Origin of the sequence: Clostridium sp. ATCC 25772 (assembly GCF_001573875.1) — a bacterium.
GTDB lineage: Bacteria > Bacillota > Clostridia > Clostridiales > Clostridiaceae > Clostridium_J > Clostridium_J senegalense.
This window is the reverse complement of the sequence record NZ_LFRG01000007.1, coordinates 70543-90615: the sequence shown is the minus strand read 5'-3', so window position 1 is coordinate 90615 and position 20073 is coordinate 70543. Positions and strand designations below refer to the sequence as shown.

Genomic DNA, 20073 nt, shown 5'->3' with positions numbered 1-20073 from the left:
TATTAGGAGTGGCTTTTTTATTTGTTTTTATAACTAAAAAAGTTATGAAAAACATGAAAAATATGGCTTAGCTTTACGCACATGCTTGGAACCCTATATTAAGTTTAAAATAAAACTTAAATAAAGTTTAAAAAAATTTGAAAATATATTTGATATTTTAATTTAAAATTTAAAAATGTAATTTAAATTTAACTAATTATTTATAAAATACTATAAATTTCATTTAATTAATTATAAAGCTTTAGAGTATTGAAAGTATTATTGGAAATAATAGAATTAAGGATTTATAAAAAATTAAAAATTAATTATAAAAATTTAACTTTTATTATGTTAAAAGCTGTAAAAATAGCAACATAAATAGATTAACGTTAAGTTACACTGAATATATTAAGGGGTGATTCTATGAAAAGCATAACAATAGGAATTATAATATGTATTTTATTAAATTTTAATGCAACAGCTTTGTCTTCAAATAAACCTTCAAATGTGGAAGTTAACCCTCCTAGACTAGTAAATGCAAATAAATATAATAGCATCGTAGAAAGTGAAGATATAAAATATAGTAATGAATTTATTGATGTAAATATAAAATTACCAAAAATAACAACTAATAATAAAATTACTGACAAGATTATGAATAATATAATGGCTAAGGATATACTGGCATTAAAAGATGAAATAGAGAAGGATGGAGAAAAGACTTATAAGGAGTTCCCTGGGAATGGAGATTTTAGGAAGTATTCTTTTGATTCTGAATTTGAGGTAACTTATGATAAAAATAATATATTAAGCATCGTAAATACAATATATTATTATACTGGTGGAGCACATGGTATGACAATAAAAAAACCATATGTTTTTGATACAAATACAGGCAAAATAGCTTATCTGAAAAATTTCTTTGATAAAAAAGAAGATTATAAAAAGATAATACTTGATGAAATAAAAAAGGAAATAAATACTCATCCAGAAATGTATTATGATAATATAATATCATCTTTAAATGGTATACCCATTGATCAAAATTTTTATTTAACAAGCGAGGGAATAGTTGTATTTTATGATTTATACGATATAGCTCCATATGTAGCAGGGATAAGAGACTTTAAAATACCATACAATATATTTAAATATGGATTAAAATCAGATTTTAGTGTAAAGGCCGATAATATAATGATAAAAAAAGATAAAATTATAAAAGATAATGTGAATTATAATGAATATATATATTATCCAGAAATAATAAATCTACCGAATCCTATAATTGAGAAAAAAATTAATACTATAATAGAAAGAGATATAGATGATTTTAAAAATGAAGCTATTAAATTAGGTGGAAAAGATAAAAAGATAGGTCTATCTGTATCTAGTATAGATTATTTTTTAAATGACAATATTATAAGTTTAGATATAACTTATTCAGCAAATGATGGAACAACACTTAATAGTATACTTTATGATAGAGGATATAACTTTGATTTGAACTCTGGACAAAATTATAACTTAGAAAGTGTTTTTAAGAAAAATTTTAATTATGTAGAAGAAATAAATTCAATTATAGATTCACAAATTAAAAATATAAAATCTACATCAGATTACAAATATGATTATAAATTTACAACTATAAATAAAAATCAACAGTATTTTATTTATAGAGGAAATTTAGTTATAATGTTTAATGCTGGCGATATATTAGATAAAGATTTTGGAAATGTAAAATTTTATATTCCTTTAAATAAATTTGGTGATAATGTTAATGAAATTTTTAAAGGCTAAATAAAAAGTGAATTCAAAAGAATTCACTTTTTGTATTTGTAAAATATATAATTTTAATAAATAAATATATATTTTATTACCAAAAAAAGTAATTTATGATATAATAATGAAAAAGTTTAATGTATTCAAAATAAATTAAAATTGAGGGGATGAACAAATGTACAAATTTTATAATTCTATACTTATAAATAAAAGTATTGATGAAGTTTTCAATATTTTTTCAAATTTAAAGTTTTTAAGTGTAATTTGGGATTATATTTTAGATGAAAGAAAAGATTATACAAATCTTAAAGAAGGATTAAAAGTTAAATTTGCATTATTAAATAATAAAAATAAAATAGATTTAGAATTAATGGTTATGGATATTGAGAAAAATCAATATTTCTCAATATTAAATAAAAAAAATGGAGCAAAAATAAGCTATAGATATAATTTCATAGAAAAGGAAAATGCTACTGAGATAAAATACGTTGAAAATGTTCATTTAGAAAGTTTTCATGAAGAATTAGCAGAGCAAATATTTGAAATTATAAAAGACGAAGATTATAATCATTTATTAAAAGTAAAAGCATATTTAGAAGCATAAATTTATATGAAAACGTAGATTGAAATTTTATTTTATAAATTAATTAGGCTTTTATTTTAACTCATATGTAACAAAATATACCATATAATAATATTATATAAGAGAATTACTATTTTATGGAGGAATTTATGCAAAATAAAAGTCCAGAAAATATAATAGGTCCAGATATAAATGAATATAGAGGCAATATTGATTATAAACTTTTAGCAACACAAACACCGTATGTATATGCTAGGGCCTCTGGTTCTGGTACAGGTAGATTTAGAGTTGATAAAAAGTTTATAGAGTATGTTAATGGGCTTAAATCTGTTGGGATTTTAAGTGGAGGGTATCATTATGCTGTACCATCCTATGATTTAACTACTGCAGATTCTCAATGTGATGATTTCATTAAATTACTACAACAAGCTTATGGTGATGGAAAATACGGAGAATTATTTCCTGTAATTGATATTGAAACACCAATAGATAAATCTATATCTACAGATGCTCTGTTAGACTGGGTAGATAGATTTAGAAAGCGTTTTGAAAAGAAGACTAGAAGGGTGCTTATGTTATATACTGGAGCTTTTTTTATAGATCTTTATAATAATTTCAATCATTCTAAAAAAGGTTATATATTAGCAGATATGCCCCTTTGGATAGCTATGTATCCAGAAATACCTGGTAATCCATTATATCCTAAAGATCAAGGCGGATGGACTAGATGGACAATATGGCAATTCACGGAAAATGGAAATATGAAAGGTATAAACCCACCAGTAGATTTAAACTATGGACCTAAACATTTAGATTATTTAACTCAACCTAGGGTTGTAAAGAATTTAAAAGCATATGCCGGAAAAAATAATATATATGTTACATGGAGTAGAAATACAGATAAAGATTTAAATGGTTATAATTTATTTTTAAATTCTGAATATGTGGCTACAGTTGGGAGAGATTCTGTAGAATTTAATATAAAATTAGATAAACCATTTAATCCAAATGCTAAATATGAAGTTTCTATAGAAGCATTTGATTTAGGTGGAGATTTTTCACCAAGTAGAGCTAAAGTTATAGTATCAAATACAAGGGAAGATTTAGAGAATTTAAATAGCTTCAATCATAACATATTACAAAATAAAGATTATAGTATAGGAAAATATAGCAGTAGTCAAAAACCAGGATACTTTAGTCCTAGGATAAAGGAAAATACTATGGTGTATTATGATGAAGATGATGATTTATATTATTATCCAGTAAAAATAAGTCATCCATATGAATATGAAAGTACAATGAGCCGTGGTGACGAGGATGAGGTGCTTTTTAAATATAATTTGGATGAAAATAACATGGTAGATGATTTAAATATAGAAAAAAGTAATATGAATGATTCAAGTGAGTATGAAAGTTATGATAATTCAGCACCAGATTATAGTCAAATACAACGAAATTTAGACAATGAATATAGTTATAAAAATCATATTTATAATGAAGATATTGAAGATAAGCATAATCTTAGTGAATATTGTCCTGAGAAAGACCTGAGCAATTTAACTACAGATTATAATAAATTACAATGGGAACTAGATGAAGAATATGCAAATAAATATGATTACAAGGATGATAAAGAATTTTATAGTAATTATAAAGAAAATTATAAATTTGACGGACACTATGATGATAAAGAATATAGAAATTTAGATTCTAAATCAGATTATAATAAGGTTCATCAAGAATTAGATAAAGAGTATGCAAAAGAATGCAGTTATAAAATTAAAAATGAATGTGATGATCTGCCAAGAAGAAAAAATGTCTATGAAGAATATGACGATTTATATGATTATAAATGGTTAACTAATAAAGAAAAGAATAGAACTATGAAGAAGAATATTAATGAAGTTGAGGATTCACAATATAAATATTGGTATGAAGACACTAGTAGTGATAAGAGCAGAGTAAAAACTAAAAGCAAGAATAAGAGCAAAGACAAACATAATAAAAAGAAGCATAAAAACCACAGATAAATATAGAAAATTAATATATTAAATATTATAATAAAAAAGGTAGCTCTAATAATTTATTATTAGGACTACTTTTTTTAAGTAATTAAAAAGCTTTTATCATAAAAGAAATATACTATTTTTATTATGAAGGATTCTAAATGTTTATATAGAATAAAGATTTATGTAAAACATATAAATATCTAAAGAATTACACAATATATGTGTAGATATATTAAAATGTAAAAATGGAGGAGAAATATGGATAATATAAATAAAGTGAAAACAAGAGAAGAAATACCTGAAAAATATAAGTGGAATGTATCAAAAATGTATGCAAATGATGAATTGTGGGAAATGGATTTTAAAAAAGCAAAGGAAATTTGTCCTAAACTTCTGAATTATAAAGGGAAATTGAAAAATAGTAAAGAATTGCTAAATTATTTAAACAGCTATATGGATGCATCAATGCTTATGGAAAATTTATATGTATATGCTCATTTAAGAAATGATGAAAATCAAGCAAATCCTAAATATCAAGTTATATTAGATAAGATAAAAACATATTATTCTGAGTTTGCTAGTATGAATTCGTTTTTTATACCAGAAATATTAAGTTTTTCAGAAGATGAAATAAATGAAATTATATCAGATGAAAGTGGATTGAAATTATATGAAAAGTATCTAAAGGATATATTAGAAGAAAAGCCACATGTTTTAAGTGAAGAGGAAGAGAGGATACTAGCTTCTGTAAGCAACTGTTTAGATGCGCCGTATAATACATTTAGTATGCTAAGTAATGCAGATATGACTTTCCCTAAGATAATAGACGAAGATGATAAAGAAGTAGAGCTTACAGAAGGCAACTATTCAGTATTTATAAGAAGTAAAAATAGAAAAGTTAGAGAGAGTGCATTTAAAGTATTGTTTCGAACTTATGGAAAGTTTAAAAATACATTTGCATCTACTTATACAGCAGCACATAAGAATTTTATATTCAATTCAAAGACAAGAAAATATAATTCTTCATTAGAAAGTTCTTTAAAGCCAAATAAAATTCCATTAGAAGTATATCATAATGTAGTTAATACAGTAAATGAAAATTTACCATCACTGCATAGATACGTTAACATAAAGAAAAGATTATTAAAATTAGATGATATTCATATGTATGATTTATATGTTCCTAATATAGACGCACCTAAATTTGATATACCATATGAAAGTGCAATAGATCTATGCTTAAAAGCATTAAAACCATTAGGAGATGAGTATTTAGAAATATTTAAGAGTGGTATAAATGATGGATGGGTAGATGTTTATGAAAACAAAGGAAAAAGAGGAGGAGCATACTCAAGTGGAAGTTATACAAGTATGCCTTATGTACTTTTAAATTATACCAATCAAGTTAATGATGCATCAACACTTGCACATGAGATGGGGCACTCAATTCATTCTTACTATTCAAGAAAAAATCAACCATATATATATGCCGACTATGTTTTATTTTGTGCAGAGGTAGCTTCTATAACTAATGAATGTTTATTTATGGATTATTTAATGAAAAATGAAACTGATAAAAATAAACGTTTATATTTAATGAATGAACAATTAGAAAGCATAAGAACTACAGTGTTTAGACAAACAATGTTTGCAGAATTTGAACTTACAACTCATGAAAAGATGGAAAATGGTGAAAGTTTATCTACAGAAGATTTATGTGGAATTTATCATAATTTAAATAAAAAGTATTTTGGGAAAGATATGATTATTGATGAAGAAATAGACATGGAATGGGCTAGAATTCCTCATTTCTATAGTGATTTTTATGTATATCAATATGTTACAGGTTTTGCAGCGGCTAATTCATTTTATAATATAATATTAAATGGAGAAAATAATGATATAGAAAAGTATAAGAATTTCTTGAAATCAGGTTGCAGTGATTATCCTATAAATATACTGAAAAAAGCAGGTGTTGATATGACAACACCAAAACCATTACAGGATACTATAGATAGATTTAATGAATTACTAGATATGTTAGAAAAAGAGATTTAATAAAAATTAATCCATTAGGTATTTTCCTAATGGATTAATTTTTTATAATACTAGTCTTCTGATAAACTACATTTATTAGTGCTGCTTTTTTTAATAAAACTTAATTTAGTTTCAGTAGTTAATATTGACATAAATATAAATATGCATCCTAAAAACATAGTAATAGTAAAATTGTCTTTAAATATTATTATAGATAATAATGAACCAAATACACTTTCCAAAGACAAAATTATTGCTGCGTGAGTTGAACTAGTGTATTTTTGAGCAATATTTTGAATAATAAAGCATAGCATAGTACTAAAAAATACTAGATATAATATAGATGGTACTAGAGCTTTATTTAAAATATTAGGAGGTGTTTCTAAAAGAAATGCAGCTATAAAAGATAATATTGCTGCAGTAGCAAATTGTATTATAGTAAGAATAATAGGATCACTCTTTTTAGTGTAAATACCTGTAGTTATTATTTGGCCTGCAAAACCTATACCACAAAGCAAAGTTAGTAAATCACCCATATTAATAGAAGTAGAACTTTGAAGAGTTAAAAGTGCAATTCCTATTAAACATAAAATAGCTCCAATTATAGAATATTTATCAGGTTTATCTTTAAATATAAACCAATTGAAAAATGGGACTAATACAACATAAGTTGCGGTTAAAAAGGCACTTTTACTAGCTGTTGTATAAACAATACCTACAGTTTGGAATGCAAAGCCTAAAAATAAAAAGAACCCAATTATAAATCCCATTTTGAGATCTGATTTTTTTATATTTTTAATATATTTAAAAAATATTATTGCCATCAATATTGTTGATAAGGAAAATCGTACAGCCATTTGATAAAAAGGTGGAATTAATGTTACGGAATCTTTAACGGCTATGAATCCACCACCCCAGATTATTGCAACTAGAAAAAGAGATAAATCAGAAATTAAGCTTTTGTTTTTAATATTTTTCATTTGGTCACATCCTTTTAAAATAGTAATTAGTGTAATGATTCAAATTATATAAAATTTAATTGGTAGTTTTATATAGTGTTCCAAGTTGACTTTTAAAAGTTATTGAATAAACTTAAATGAGAGATTATTTTCCTATAGAATTAAGAAATAAAACATATATAATATAATTATTATATGAAAGTTCAAATTATCCTTTAAAAATTCATTATCTTAAAAGAAAATTTACAAATGCAGTTGAAAAGTAATAGGATTTAAAAAAATAATTATTAAAAATTTATAAAGAATTTTGAAAAACATATTAAATATTTAGGAATACTCTTATATAATATATAGTATAATACAAAATTTTACCTTAGGGGGATTGTAATGGAGATTAATAGTGAAACATGTTATCTTTATCAAATAGCAGAAGTAAGTCCATATAAAAAAAACTTAATAAACAAAAATATTAAAAAGTATAAGCTTGTTAATCCAGATTGTGTGGATTGCAAAATGCAAAAGATAGTTAATAATGGAGAAATTACTAGTGAAGACATTGATGATGATGTAATTATTGCTAATAAAGGAGATATAATAATTTCATTAAAACAAAATTTTAGAGAAAATGAACTTTGTGTTGCGCTAGTAGAAGAAGAAAATATGTTAGTATCACAGGATTTTTTTATAATTACTCCAAAAGAAAAGGAAAATAGTGAAAAAATATTAACATTATTTAGAGATGAATATGTAGTATCTCAAATAAAGCCACTATATACAGGGGATGAATATTTTCATATAAATATTCAAGAAATAAAGAACATACAATTACCTAGATAGGTTATAATTTAATAAATTATATATAATCAATATATAAACTTTATGCTTTGTATATGTTTGTTTTGTTAAGCAAATATAATACAAAGTTTTTTTTGTTTGATAATGAAGAATATTGGAAATAATATTAAATGAATTTTGCAATATAATCTTTATGGTATAATAGATAAAAGGTTAGTTTATATAATAAATTTATTTTAAAAGTTCATTTTGTGATTTAATAGAATAAATACTATAATAAATGAAGATGATTCATAAAAAAGATAGGATTAATATAAATTCAACGATTATATTATGTGTCTAGAGTAAATTATAGGCAAATAGGGAGTGACGATATGGAGAAAAATTTGGAGTTTTGTAAGTGTACACAAGTACATAAGGATATAGTTAAAGATGTAAAAGAAAATATACCATCGGAAGAAATATTAAATAGTTTATCTGAACTTTTTAAAGCTTTTGGGGATATGACACGTATAAAAATAATTTATGTACTATTCCAAAAGGAAATGTGTGTATGTGATATTGCAGAAACACTGCAAATGTCACAATCAGCAATATCACATCAACTAAGGGTTCTTAAGTCTGCTAGGCTTGTAAAATTTAGAAAAGATGGAAAAGTAGTTTATTATTCCCTAGATGATGATCATGTTAAATATATATTTGATAAAGCATTATTACATGTTAAGGAATAGAAATGTTAATTAAATAAAAAATAAGGTATTTTTAAATAAATTAAATTTATTTTAAAATACCTTATTTTAATATATATGTAATAAAAAGTATTAAAGAAATTTTTGTTAATTTCGATAACTAATAGAAAGGGTTATTAAGGGGTTGATTTTATGAGAATATCTAAAAAACAAAAGAATAGTATAAATAAATCTAAAAAAGATAAAAGAATAAGGAGATTAAGTCTAAAAACAGGGCTAATTACAATGGTTGTATTAACATCTATAATTCCTATTATAATTTTAGGATGCAATAGTATAATAAACACTTATAAAGATACAAAAAATATTTATATGGAAAGTGCAGCTAATACAACTATGCAAATATCTAAGGAAATAGAAAACTTGAATTTGAAAAATATTGAACTTATAAATATTTTTTCTGGAGATAAAAACTTAATTGCAACTATAGAAAATAATGAGTTAGATAAAATAAATGATTGTTTTAAAAATATATTGGGAAATAATGAGGATATGTTAACAGTATTTTTTGGTGGTGAAGACGGAAAATATGTAGCCTATCCCAAGCCACCAAGTGGAAATTTTAATCATAAAGAAAGACCTTGGTATATAGAAGCTGAAAAATCTACAGCAGTTATAGTTTCTAAGCCATACGATGATGCGGCTACTAATAGTAAAATAATAACTTTATCTAAAAAGGTTATAGATGAAAAAGGAAAATTTTTAGGGGTTTTAGCTTGTGATATAGAATTAAAAACGTTGTCTGAATTAGTATCTAAGTCTAAGATTGGTAATGAGGGGTTTACCTTAGTAGTTCATGATAGTAATGATGTTATAGCAAGTAGCAAGGAAGAATTTTTAGGAAAGTCTTTAAATGAAGAGCAATGGGCAAAAAATTTAAATGCTGGGGAAAAGGATTTACAACTTTTAGTTAATAACAAAAAATATATGTTAAAGACCCATATAATGCCTGAACTTGGTTATTCAACTTATGGATTTGTATCTATTGATGAAATAAATAATAATTTAATTAAGGCAAGTATAGCTTCTATATTAATTATTATAATAAACTTTATAGTGGCAATAGTAATAATTACTTTATTTGCTAGGTCATTTGAAAAAACTATCAAAAAGGTAAAATCAGTAGTTTTAAAATGTAAAGAAGGGGACTTTAGTAAACGTATAGAAGTGGAAACTATAAAGACAGAAGAATTTTTCCAAATTGGAGATTCTGTGAATCTAATGATAGAAGATATTACAGCTATATTAAAAAAGACTTCAGATATAACAACGTATTTATCTAGTACGGCCTTAAAACTTAATGAGGTTGTAGATACAGCGGATATATCTAACGATGATATTACTACAGCAATCAGACAGGTATCAGAGGGTGCTATTAATCAATCATCTATGCTAGAAGAAGGAGTTAATATATCTTTAGAATTAGGGGAATCTGTGGATTATATATCTAAATGCACAAATGAGATATTTTTACAATGTGATGATGCTGAACGTTCTACTAGTGATGGTAAGAATGCAGTGCAAGAACTTAAGGATATGTATGAAGAAAATAATAAATCAATAATGAATGTAGTTAAAACTTCAAAAACTTTAGAAGCAAATTCAAAGAAGATAACTATGATTTTAGATACTATAAAAGCAATAACTAGTCAAACCAACTTGTTAGCATTAAATGCTAGTATAGAGGCAGCTAGAGCTGGTGAAGCTGGCAAAGGATTTGCAGTAGTTGCAGATGAAGTAAGAAAACTTGCAGAACAGTCAAGTTTATCAGCTGATGAAATTGAAGAAGTTATAAAATCTAATATAAGTGATATAAATTTAGTAAGTGAAGAAATTAGTTTTTCAAAGGAAATTATATTAAAGACATCTAAAAAAGTTGAAAATACATTTGAAAATTTTGAAAAAATTAATAAATCTATAGATATGTTAAAGGAGAAGATTGAAACAAGTAGTAATACAATGGTAAAAGTAAATGGTGCAAAGGATTCATTTATTGATAAACTTCAAGATATATCAGCTGTTTCACAAGAATCAGCGGCATCTACAGAAGAGGTAAATGCATCTAGTGAAGAACAAAAAAATAGATTAAAAGATGTATTAAAAGCATCTAATAAACTAAAAGAAATATCATGTGAATTGGAAGAAATATTAAATAAATTCAAAATATAAATAAATAAAATAAAGAAATAGCCTTAATTTAGGCTATTTCTTTATTTAAAATTTTATAGTTTAAAATATAAAAAAAGCACTATAATATATAGTACTTTAAGGAATAATTTCTATTTCTTTTTTCATTTGAGTATTAACATATTGTAAATGATCTAACATAGCTTTTTCAGCAGCTACTGGATCATGATTTTTTAATGCTGATAAAATAGCTCTATGTTGCTGAATAAGCATATTAATATTTTCTTCTTTTGTTATCACATTTCTTCTTATGTCTTTGATAAAAGCTTCAATTAAAAATGATATAGCATTTAATATACTTAGTATAAGAAAGTTTTTAGAAGCTTGAGCTATCTTATAATGAAAGTCTATATCTATATCTACCAGTGTATCTTTTAAATCAGACTTTAGAGATTCATCAAAAAGAAGTTCCATTTCTGCCAATTCTTCATCAGTTATTCTTTCAGCAGCTAATACAACGGATCCTCTTTCAATAATGTTCCTAAGCTCTAATATTTCATCAGAATTACTTTCTTTTAATAAAAATATAGTAGATAAAGGTTTTAACAAGGTGTTTTCAAAGCTATTTTTTATAAAGTTTCCTTCCCCTTGTCTTGACTCTATAAGTCCCATAATTTCTAATTCTCTAAGGGCTTCTCTTATAGAAGTTCTACTAACTTGTAGACTTTCTGCCATTTCTCTTTCAGAAGGAAGTTTATCTCCTTTTTTAAAAGTACCTGTAATAATCATCTCTTTGATTTGTTCTATAACTTTTTCATAGACTCTTGTATTTTTTATAGGACTAAACATAATTATTCATCCCTTCAAATATAAAAGAAAAACTTACATATAAGTTTTTCTTTTTTAATCAAAATTATTATTTTGCCAATAATATAAATTTTTTATATTATTGGCAAAATAATAATTACTTTCACTAAAATTATACACTAAGCTCCAAAATTATGTCAAGTATAGGGAATATGTAAGAATTATGTAGATAAATAAATTTAAGTGTTTTTAAAAACTGTTAATTAATTAACTATTATTGAGATTAATGAAATTATATGGTAATATGATTATAAACTTACTGGTAATACCAATAAACCAATAGACCATTAAGCCACATTTTGATTGTTTACTAGAATTAATTTATATTAATTTTAAATCTTTAGGAGGTAGTTTAAAAATGATAAAAAAAAGAAATTCTACTAAAATATCAATTATAGGGTCAGGTGCAGTGGGGGCAACTACTGCATATTCATTAATGTTATTAGGAGTTGCTACGGAATTAGTATTAGTAGATGTTAACAAAGCAAAAACAGAAGGCGAAGCTATGGATTTATCACATGGAGCAGATTTTGTAAAACCTGTAAATATAATAAGTGGAGAGTATAAAGATACAAAAGACTCAGATATTGTTGTAATTACAGCTGGAGCGGCACAAAAGCCAGGTGAAACAAGACTGCAATTGGTAAATAAAAATATTAATATATTTAAATCAATAATTCCAGAGGTAGTAAAATATAATAAAGATGCTATCCTATTAATAGTTTCAAATCCAGTAGATATATTAAGTTATTTGACTTATAAGCTATCTGGATTTCCTAAAGAAAGAGTTATAGGATCAGGTACAGTTTTAGATACATCAAGACTTAAGTATGAAATAGGTAAAAGGTATAATATAGATCCAAGAAATGTGAACACTTATGTCATAGGCGAACATGGTGACTCAGAGATAGCTACTTGGAATATAACTAATATTCAAAATATCAAAATTGATGAATATGCCGATAAAGAAAATTTTGAATATAATGATAAATTCAAAGAAGAAGTTTATGAGAATGTTAAAAATGCAGCTTATGAAGTTATTAATAGAAAAGGTGCTACTTTCTATGCTGTGGCTTTAGCAGTAACACGTATTGTAAAAGCTATATTAGGAGATGAAAAGACTATACTACCAGTTTCAACTTTAGTAGAAAACTACTATGGAATTAAAGATGTTTATTTGGGATTACCATGTGTAGTAGGTGGGACAGGTGTTGAAAAAGTATTAAATATGGATTTAAGTGAATTAGAAGCGGATAGTCTAGTTAAATCTGCAGAAACTTTAAAAGAAACTTTAAATAATGCTTCAGGATTATAAAAATAAATATTAATTAGTTGAAAATTTTCTTAAAAAGTCTAATTATAATTAATTAAAAATTTGATTAATAACAAAGTTTTTTACTATTATTTTCAATTTGGGTTTTGTTATATTAAATTATTAACTTATAACAATAATGAGAGGTAGTCAAATTTTAGATTACCTCTTAACTTATATAGTTCCAAGTTAAATTTGAAGTGTTTGGGAGTATGTCTCACTATTTTAAGTTTTAAGTTTAAAAATTAAAATTACTAAAAAACAGAGAAAATAGCTAGGCTAAAGCCATAGCTATTTAATTATTTGCTACATTTTCTAAAATTTGATAATGTGGTGAAGTTTTATATTTATTTTCGTTAAAAATACGTTCATAACAATAAGATATTATATCACTTCTTTTTATTATACCTATAAAAATGTTTGAATCATCAACTACAGGCACAAAGTTCTGAGATTTTGCTGTTAAAATTAAATTTTCTATATTAGAGTTTATTGAAACAGCTTTATTTTGAACATGTCTAGGAATTTCTTTTATTAAAACCTTTTCGCTATTTTTCAAATTAATATCAGTATCATTTTTTAATTTCCAAAGAATATCCCCTTCAGTTAAGGTGCCAACATATCTGCCTTTTTCATCAACTAAAGGAATTGCAGTATATCTATGATATTCCATTCGCTCCATGGCTCTTCTCATCGAAGCAGTAACTTTTTCATGTACTACTTGACTTTTAGGAGTAAGGAAAAAAGCAATATTCATGTAATCATCCTCCAATTAAGGCATTAAAAATAAATTTATAGTTTTATTTATGCCTAATTTAAATAATTATTTATAAATAGAGATTTTTACTATATTTATAAATAATCATTTAAGTATTAAACTTGTCCTTAAAATAAGTTATGTATTAAAAAATACAATTTTAAAATCTTCCCTATATAATATATTATACCAATTTAAATGGCATTTTTGTTACAAAATAGTTAATTTAAATAGTTAACATAAAATATAGGAACATATGAATAACATATGAAGGAATATTGTATGAAAACCATACAATATTCTTTCATATGTTTTGATTGTATTTATGTAAATGTATAATTAAATTAATAGTTTCCAGTAGATAATGATTTTATAATGTCAAGATGGTTCTTATAGTCTATGAGCATGGAATTGATTTTATTTATAGTATCTTTATCAAGAGAATTACATTCATTAAAATGTTTTTCAGTCATTGTATATCCAATATTACAAGCATTATATACTTCTTCTAAAAGATCTTGTGTTGAATGAATTGTAATTTCGTTTTTAAATTCATTAAATAGTTCAGAAGCTTTACCAATAATGCCAACAGAGTATGAAGGTGTTCCACCAATACTTTGTATTTTATTACTAAACCATTGGGCTTGGGTTTTATAATCATTTTGTATGTTTAAAAAAGCATGTTTTACGTCTAAATTTTCTGCTTTTTTAATATAACTATCAAAGGAATCAATACCCATATATAATCCTTTTAAAAAATCATTTAATTCATTGACAAAATCATTATTATTTCTAGTGTTCATGAAATCACTCCTTAATATAACATATGTAATAAAATTTTTATTATATATGTATATCATTTGCAAAAAATAAAAATCTATGACAATAATACATAAAAAATCATAATTAGATTCAAAATGATAGATAGAAAATTTAATATTATTATGAAAGAATATAAATAAAAAAGCAAAGCTTAAATAAAATCAAAATAATTTATTTAAGTTTTGCTTCCCTATATTACATTAGATAAAACATAAAGCCAATAATATGCTATTATACATAAACATCATAAACATAAACTTATAAGATAATTTAGATGTACATTGAGCATAATAATGACGTCCTGAATAACAACGATTGTATAATCCATCTTGGATTTCTGGCCAGCGTTTAAGTGTATTTAAAAATAAAAGTCCTGCTAGTTTAGACATGTTTTTAATTTTACTTTTAAAGCTATGAAAGCCATGTCTACAACTCATTGCATTGTATATATTTGAGGCTTCATCGTTAATTAATAATATGTAAAGTTCCATTGATTTAGCTATATCGCAAATATCTTGTAATGGAGTTATTTTGGATACTAATGAAAGTATATGATCAAGTGGTGTTGTAAGTGTTAAATAAGATATGCACATACCACCAGAAACACCTTTTAAAATAATTACAAGTATGTAATTAAAATTATAGACAAATAACAATGTTATTGAAGATAATAGGGAAAAGGATAATATACCTATATTGAATTTTAATACTATGTCTTTAGGATTATTAGCTTTTATGTGAAGAATTAAAAAAATAAATATGTTTAATATAAGTGGAAGAGGTTTATGTACAAATCCCAGAATAATCATAGGAAAAATGCATAGGCATAACTTTTCCAAGGGATGCCTATGACTTTCTTTGCTTATTTTTGAATAAGCTATGATTGTTTTGAGCATTGAGTCTTTCTACCTACATAATAGCCAATAAAACCTGCTCCTATAGCTGCTTGTAAACAGAATAATAGTGTTTCTATTTCTCCAGATGGTGGTTCCCAGATATGGCTAAACCAAGGTTCATAATTACCATCAATTTCAGCTATAACTTCTTCCATTTGATCATCTCCACCTACAAATTCACTTGTAGAACCATAATAAGCTAGTGGTGCAATTATAAGAAATGCACTTAAAATTATTAAGATAATAATATTTTTCTTTTTCATCTTATATCATTTCCTCCAATGTATGTAATTCCTCTTTTGAGTGTTTTTCAATAAACTCAAATATTATAACAGTAAATATTCCTTCAACAATAGCAAGTGGAATTTGAGTCACTGCAAATATTGCAAAGAATTTTCCAAATGCAGCTATTACACTTCCGCTGCCAGAATGAGCAAGAGCCATTTGTATAGATGTTATTAAATAAGTTGATAAATCACCTAAAAATGCGGCTAAAAATATAGCAACTTTTTTATTTGAATTTTTAAAAATTTTGTATATAAAGAATGAAACAAATGGTCCTACTATACCCATTGAAAAAACATTAGCTCCTAGAGTTGTTAGTCCACCATGAGCAAGTAAAAGCGCTTGAAATAAAAGAACTAGAGATCCAACAACGCTCATAGCAAATGGTCCAAAAATAAGTGCACCTAAAGCAGTTCCTGTAGCATGTGAACTACTACCTGAAACAGATGGTAATTTTAGTGCTGATATAACAAAGCAAAAGGCTGCAACTAAAGCTAAAAGCATTTTTAAATCTTTGTTAGTGCTTGTCTTAGTTTTGATTTGTTTTATACCTATAATAACAAAAGGTATACAAAGTACAAAATAAGTAATGCACCAACCAGGGCTTAAAAATCCTTCAGCTATATGCATTGCAGAAGCGGTATATGGTATAAATAAGCATAAAAATAGTGCTAAAAGTAAAGTATGTTTTTTTCTCATAAAAAATCCCTCCATATTTTAATAATAAATTTTATAATATTTTTAATAATAAACTTTTAAAATTAATTTTGTTGATTTGAAAAATTAAAAAAATTTAATTTTAAGATATGATATTAAAAATCATTCTCAAATTATTTTAAGTACAAATATATGTATATAAAAAAAGTAGGGTAACTACGAGGGAATGGACTTTAAGTTAAAAATAACCTAATAGTTCCCTACTAAAAATAAACATTAGTTAAATATTACTTTTAAAATTCAAAATTCTTAAATACATCTAAGAATTTATCAATATGCTCATCCGTATGTTTTACAGATAAGAATAAAGCTTCAAATTGAGATGGAGCAATATATATTCCGTTTTTTAACAAATGAAGATAAAGTTTTGAAAATAATTTAGTATCACAAGTTTTGGCATCATCATAATTAGTTACTTGAGCTATATCAGTAAAGAATATAGTCATCATTGCACCACATCTATTTATTGTCATAGGTATACCTTTCTCTTTTGCAATTTTAAGCATACCATTTTCTAATTTTGATCCTAGTCTTTCAAGATGTGTATAGTATTCAGGATGATTATAAAGTTTTGTTACCGCTGAAAGACCTGCTGCCATAACTACTGGATTTCCAGACATGGTTCCAGCTTGATAAACAGGACCTACTGGTGATAGCTTTTCCATTATCTCTCTTTTTCCACCATAAGCACCACATGGAAGTCCACCACCCATTATTTTTGCATAGCAAACTATATCAGGAGTTACATCAAATAATGTTTGTGCACCTTTATATGCAACTCTGAATCCACACATAACTTCATCAAAAATTAAAAGTGCACCATATTCTCTACAAAGACTTTCAAGTTTTTTCATAAACTCATTAGATGCTTTTATGACACCCATATTTCCAGCAACAGGTTCTATAATGACACCAGCTATATCATGTCCATACTTTTTAAAAATTTCTGTTATACTTTCAATGCTATTGTAATTAGCTATTAATGTATTTTTTATACTTTCTTGAGGAACTCCTGCACTTCCAGGTATACCTTCAGTCATAACACCAGAACCGGCACTTACAAGGAACCCATCAAAATGACCGTGGTAACATCCAGCAAATTTTATAATTTTATTTTTTCCAGTATAACCACGTGCTAACTTAACAGCACTCATAGTAGACTCTGTTCCAGAATTGACCATTCTTATTAAATCTATATTGTCTAGTGTTTCGCATAGATGTTTTGCAAGCTTTAATTCTAAATTAGTTGGTGCACCAAAAGCTATAGATTCACTACAACATGTTTTTATAGAATTAACTATATCTTCATCGTTATGACCAAGAATCATAGGTCCCCAAGCACCAATAAAATCAATATATGTATTTCCATCTTCATCAGTTATTGTTGCACCATTACCACTTTTAATTACTGGAGGGGTAATTCCCATATCTTTTAATGCTCTAACAGGGCTATTTACACCGCCAGGTATGTACTTTTCTGATTCTTTAAAAATTTGATTACTTTTTTCTAAATTCATAAATAAAACCTCCTTAAGTTATATGCAATGTTTATTAAATATCGCAAAAAATCTTTTCAATAATTGATAATGCTTCTTTGCCTTTACCATTTAAAGTTTCTTCTTTTAAAACTTCAATAGCTCTATTAACGTATGCATTACTAGTGCTTTTGATAAGAGTTTCCACTAACTTATCATTATCTTTTGTAAATTTTTTTTGAGTATATGTTTTAAACCTGGTGCTATATATTATGTTGCTTTTTTTAATCATTTTCATAATATGAGGGGATAGGGATCTAAGCTTAACCCATTCTAAATACTCATACATGTATTTTTTTACTATGTAATAATGTTCTTCCATTAAAGTTTTTCTTAATTTTTTATTTTCAGCATCTATAGTATGAATTTCATCTATATCATAAACAGTTATATTAAGTAAATTATCTATAGAATTACAAACATCTCTAGGTACAGCTAAGTCAAAAATTAAAAGATTTTTTATGTCCTCAACATCATTTTTTTTAATTATAAAATTCTTTGACGAAGTGCAACTTATAAGTACGTCAATTTTATGTAAATATTTATTTTTATCGTTTACATGAATTATCTCAACTTTATCATTAGAATTTTTAATTAAATCATCATTCTTAACTTTTTCTATGTCCCTACAAGCTATATATAATCTATCAAAATTATTATCATTGACAAGTAAGTTTTTAAAACATAATTTACCTACATCACCAAAACCTATAATCATAAAGATACGTTTTTGCTTATTTATAGCTTCTTTTATTGCAATAGAAGAAGAAGAAACAGGAATTTTGTAAAGCATAGTTTCTGTTTTAAATTCTTTTCCACATCCAATTGCATTAATAAATAGTCTTTCAAGTGGACCTTTTATAACATTAAGCTCTAAAGATTTAAAATATCCATCTTTAACTTGACCTAATATTTGGTCTTCTCCTAATATTTTAGAATGAAATCCACAACATAATTCCATGATATGTCTTACAGCATTTTCCCCTGTAGAAATAAAAGTATATTTTATATCATTAATATCCCAATTTAAAGTTATGAAGATTTTCTCAACTAATAAATCATTATTACTTTCTTGAGAAGAAAAATATACTTCTGTTCTATTACAAGTAGAAATTATAATAACTTCATCAAGAAAACTTTTAAGATTTAGTAAGTTACTCTCTAAATCTGAAGAATTAATACTAAATCTACTACGAACATCTAAAGTTACATCTTTATTTAACCCTATTAATCTAACCATGTATAAACCATCTCCTAATTACAAGAACAAAATATTTAAGTTTTAAAATAACAATACTTTAGTATTATATACTTATGAATAAAGTAAATGTGTAAATATATTAATTATTATTATATTGCACTAAAGTTTTATATATTTACCTAAATATAGGCAATAAAAAAACTCACAAAAGTGAGTTTATAATCAAAAAATACATAAATATTTTATATAAACAACACTTTCCTTCCGCCCGAAGGTTTGTGGTTAGATTTACGGCAGGTCTCCTGACTTACGGGTCAATCTCCTTTTACCTTCCCAAAGCAAAGCTTCAGTGGTTAAAATTCGTCTCCGTTACAGTAGCGGGGGCTGTAGTGGGTTTACACCACTTTCCCTATTAAACTATTAAAAGTACCATAAAAAGTATTAAATTTAAAATTGTACAAGCAAATTATAACACAATAAAAACAATTTTGAAAGATTATAATTAAAAAAAATACAAAATTACGACAAATCAAGAAAAAAACATGTATAATTAAAAAATAAAGACTATTAAGATAAATTGTAAAATTAGCTAATTTTACAATTGAATAATATATCATTATAATAATATAGGATTAATTTGATAGTAAAAGGATATAAAATGTTA

At 25.2% G+C, this 20073-nt stretch carries 16 protein-coding genes, 1 pseudogene and 1 riboswitch; of the genes and pseudogenes, 8 read left to right on the top strand and 9 right to left on the bottom strand.

Features of this window, described 5'->3' with window-relative positions; all coding sequences use genetic code 11:
- Positions 1–402: 402 nt before the first annotated feature.
- The 4 genes and pseudogenes from AZI32_RS03735 (at position 403) to pepF (ending at position 6408) form a co-directional block, all read left to right on the top strand.
- Entirely contained in the window at positions 403–1776 is a 1374-nt protein-coding gene (locus tag AZI32_RS03735; protein WP_061994560.1) for a DUF4163 domain-containing protein, read from the top strand.
- Positions 1777–1933: 157 nt separating this feature from the next.
- Positions 1934–2362: a hypothetical protein gene (locus AZI32_RS03730; RefSeq protein WP_061994559.1), complete on the top strand. Its 429-nt coding sequence runs from the start codon at positions 1934–1936 to the stop codon at positions 2360–2362.
- Between the two features lie 128 nt (positions 2363–2490).
- A pseudogene (locus AZI32_RS18905) lies at positions 2491–3426 on the top strand (glycoside hydrolase family 25 protein); the annotation flags it as partial.
- A 1182-nt stretch (positions 3427–4608) separates the two neighbouring features.
- Complete coding sequence (gene pepF / locus AZI32_RS03720) at positions 4609–6408, top strand: oligoendopeptidase F (RefSeq protein ID WP_061994558.1); 1800 nt, start codon at positions 4609–4611, stop codon at positions 6406–6408.
- 50 nt (positions 6409–6458) lie between these two features.
- Here the strand turns inward: pepF and AZI32_RS03715 are convergent, their stop codons facing one another.
- Positions 6459–7367, bottom strand: a complete 909-nt coding sequence (locus AZI32_RS03715) for a DMT family transporter (protein ID WP_061994557.1) — start codon at positions 7365–7367, stop codon at positions 6459–6461.
- Positions 7368–7733: 366 nt separating this feature from the next.
- On the opposite strand from AZI32_RS03715, the gene AZI32_RS03710 reads away from it, so the two are divergent.
- From AZI32_RS03710 to AZI32_RS03700, 3 genes are all read left to right on the top strand, one after another.
- Positions 7734–8183, top strand: a complete 450-nt coding sequence (locus tag AZI32_RS03710; protein WP_061994556.1) for a hypothetical protein — start codon at positions 7734–7736, stop codon at positions 8181–8183.
- Positions 8184–8515: 332 nt separating this feature from the next.
- The gene (locus tag AZI32_RS03705) at positions 8516–8872 is read left to right on the top strand and encodes a metalloregulator ArsR/SmtB family transcription factor (RefSeq protein WP_061994555.1); all 357 of its coding nucleotides are present in this window, start codon (positions 8516–8518) and stop codon (positions 8870–8872) included.
- Positions 8873–9022: 150 nt separating this feature from the next.
- Positions 9023–11059, top strand: coding sequence for a methyl-accepting chemotaxis protein (locus AZI32_RS03700; RefSeq protein ID WP_061994554.1), 2037 nt, complete (start codon positions 9023–9025; stop codon positions 11057–11059).
- Positions 11060–11155: 96 nt separating this feature from the next.
- On the opposite strand, the gene AZI32_RS03695 is transcribed toward AZI32_RS03700, so the two are convergent.
- Positions 11156–11866 (bottom strand): FadR/GntR family transcriptional regulator, encoded by a 711-nt coding sequence (locus AZI32_RS03695; protein WP_061994553.1) that lies wholly within the window; start codon positions 11864–11866, stop codon positions 11156–11158.
- A 376-nt stretch (positions 11867–12242) separates the two neighbouring features.
- On the opposite strand from AZI32_RS03695, the gene AZI32_RS03690 reads away from it, so the two are divergent.
- Positions 12243–13199 (top strand): L-lactate dehydrogenase, encoded by a 957-nt coding sequence (locus AZI32_RS03690; protein WP_061994552.1) that lies wholly within the window; start codon positions 12243–12245, stop codon positions 13197–13199.
- A gap of 292 nt (positions 13200–13491) precedes the next feature.
- Here AZI32_RS03690 and AZI32_RS03685 read toward each other — a convergent pair whose 3' ends face one another.
- The 7 genes from AZI32_RS03685 to hemA all read right to left on the bottom strand — a co-directional run bounded on the left by AZI32_RS03685 (position 13492) and on the right by hemA (position 19448).
- The gene (locus tag AZI32_RS03685) at positions 13492–13953 is read right to left on the bottom strand and encodes a CBS domain-containing protein (protein ID WP_010296496.1); all 462 of its coding nucleotides are present in this window, start codon (positions 13951–13953) and stop codon (positions 13492–13494) included.
- Between the two features lie 344 nt (positions 13954–14297).
- Complete coding sequence (locus tag AZI32_RS03680; RefSeq protein WP_061994551.1) at positions 14298–14756, bottom strand: DUF2383 domain-containing protein; 459 nt, start codon at positions 14754–14756, stop codon at positions 14298–14300.
- Positions 14757–14975: 219 nt separating this feature from the next.
- Entirely contained in the window at positions 14976–15671 is a 696-nt protein-coding gene (locus tag AZI32_RS03675) for a CbiQ family ECF transporter T component (RefSeq protein ID WP_061994550.1), read from the bottom strand.
- Positions 15653–15934 carry an energy-coupling factor ABC transporter substrate-binding protein gene (locus tag AZI32_RS03670; protein WP_061994549.1) on the bottom strand — a complete coding sequence of 94 codons (282 nt, stop codon included), beginning with the start codon at positions 15932–15934 and terminating at the stop codon, positions 15653–15655. The genes AZI32_RS03675 and AZI32_RS03670 overlap by 19 nt, the downstream gene beginning before the upstream one ends.
- Position 15935: 1 nt before the next feature.
- On the bottom strand, positions 15936–16655 hold the full coding sequence (locus AZI32_RS03665; protein ID WP_061994548.1) for an energy-coupling factor ABC transporter permease: 720 nt from the start codon (positions 16653–16655) through the stop codon (positions 15936–15938).
- Positions 16656–16906: 251 nt separating this feature from the next.
- On the bottom strand, positions 16907–18190 hold the full coding sequence (gene hemL, locus AZI32_RS03660) for a glutamate-1-semialdehyde 2,1-aminomutase (protein WP_061994547.1): 1284 nt from the start codon (positions 18188–18190) through the stop codon (positions 16907–16909).
- A 34-nt stretch (positions 18191–18224) separates the two neighbouring features.
- Positions 18225–19448 (bottom strand): glutamyl-tRNA reductase, encoded by a 1224-nt coding sequence (gene hemA / locus AZI32_RS03655; RefSeq protein ID WP_061994546.1) that lies wholly within the window; start codon positions 19446–19448, stop codon positions 18225–18227.
- A gap of 235 nt (positions 19449–19683) precedes the next feature.
- Positions 19684–19858, bottom strand: a riboswitch (cobalamin riboswitch).
- Positions 19859–20073: the final 215 nt, after the last annotated feature.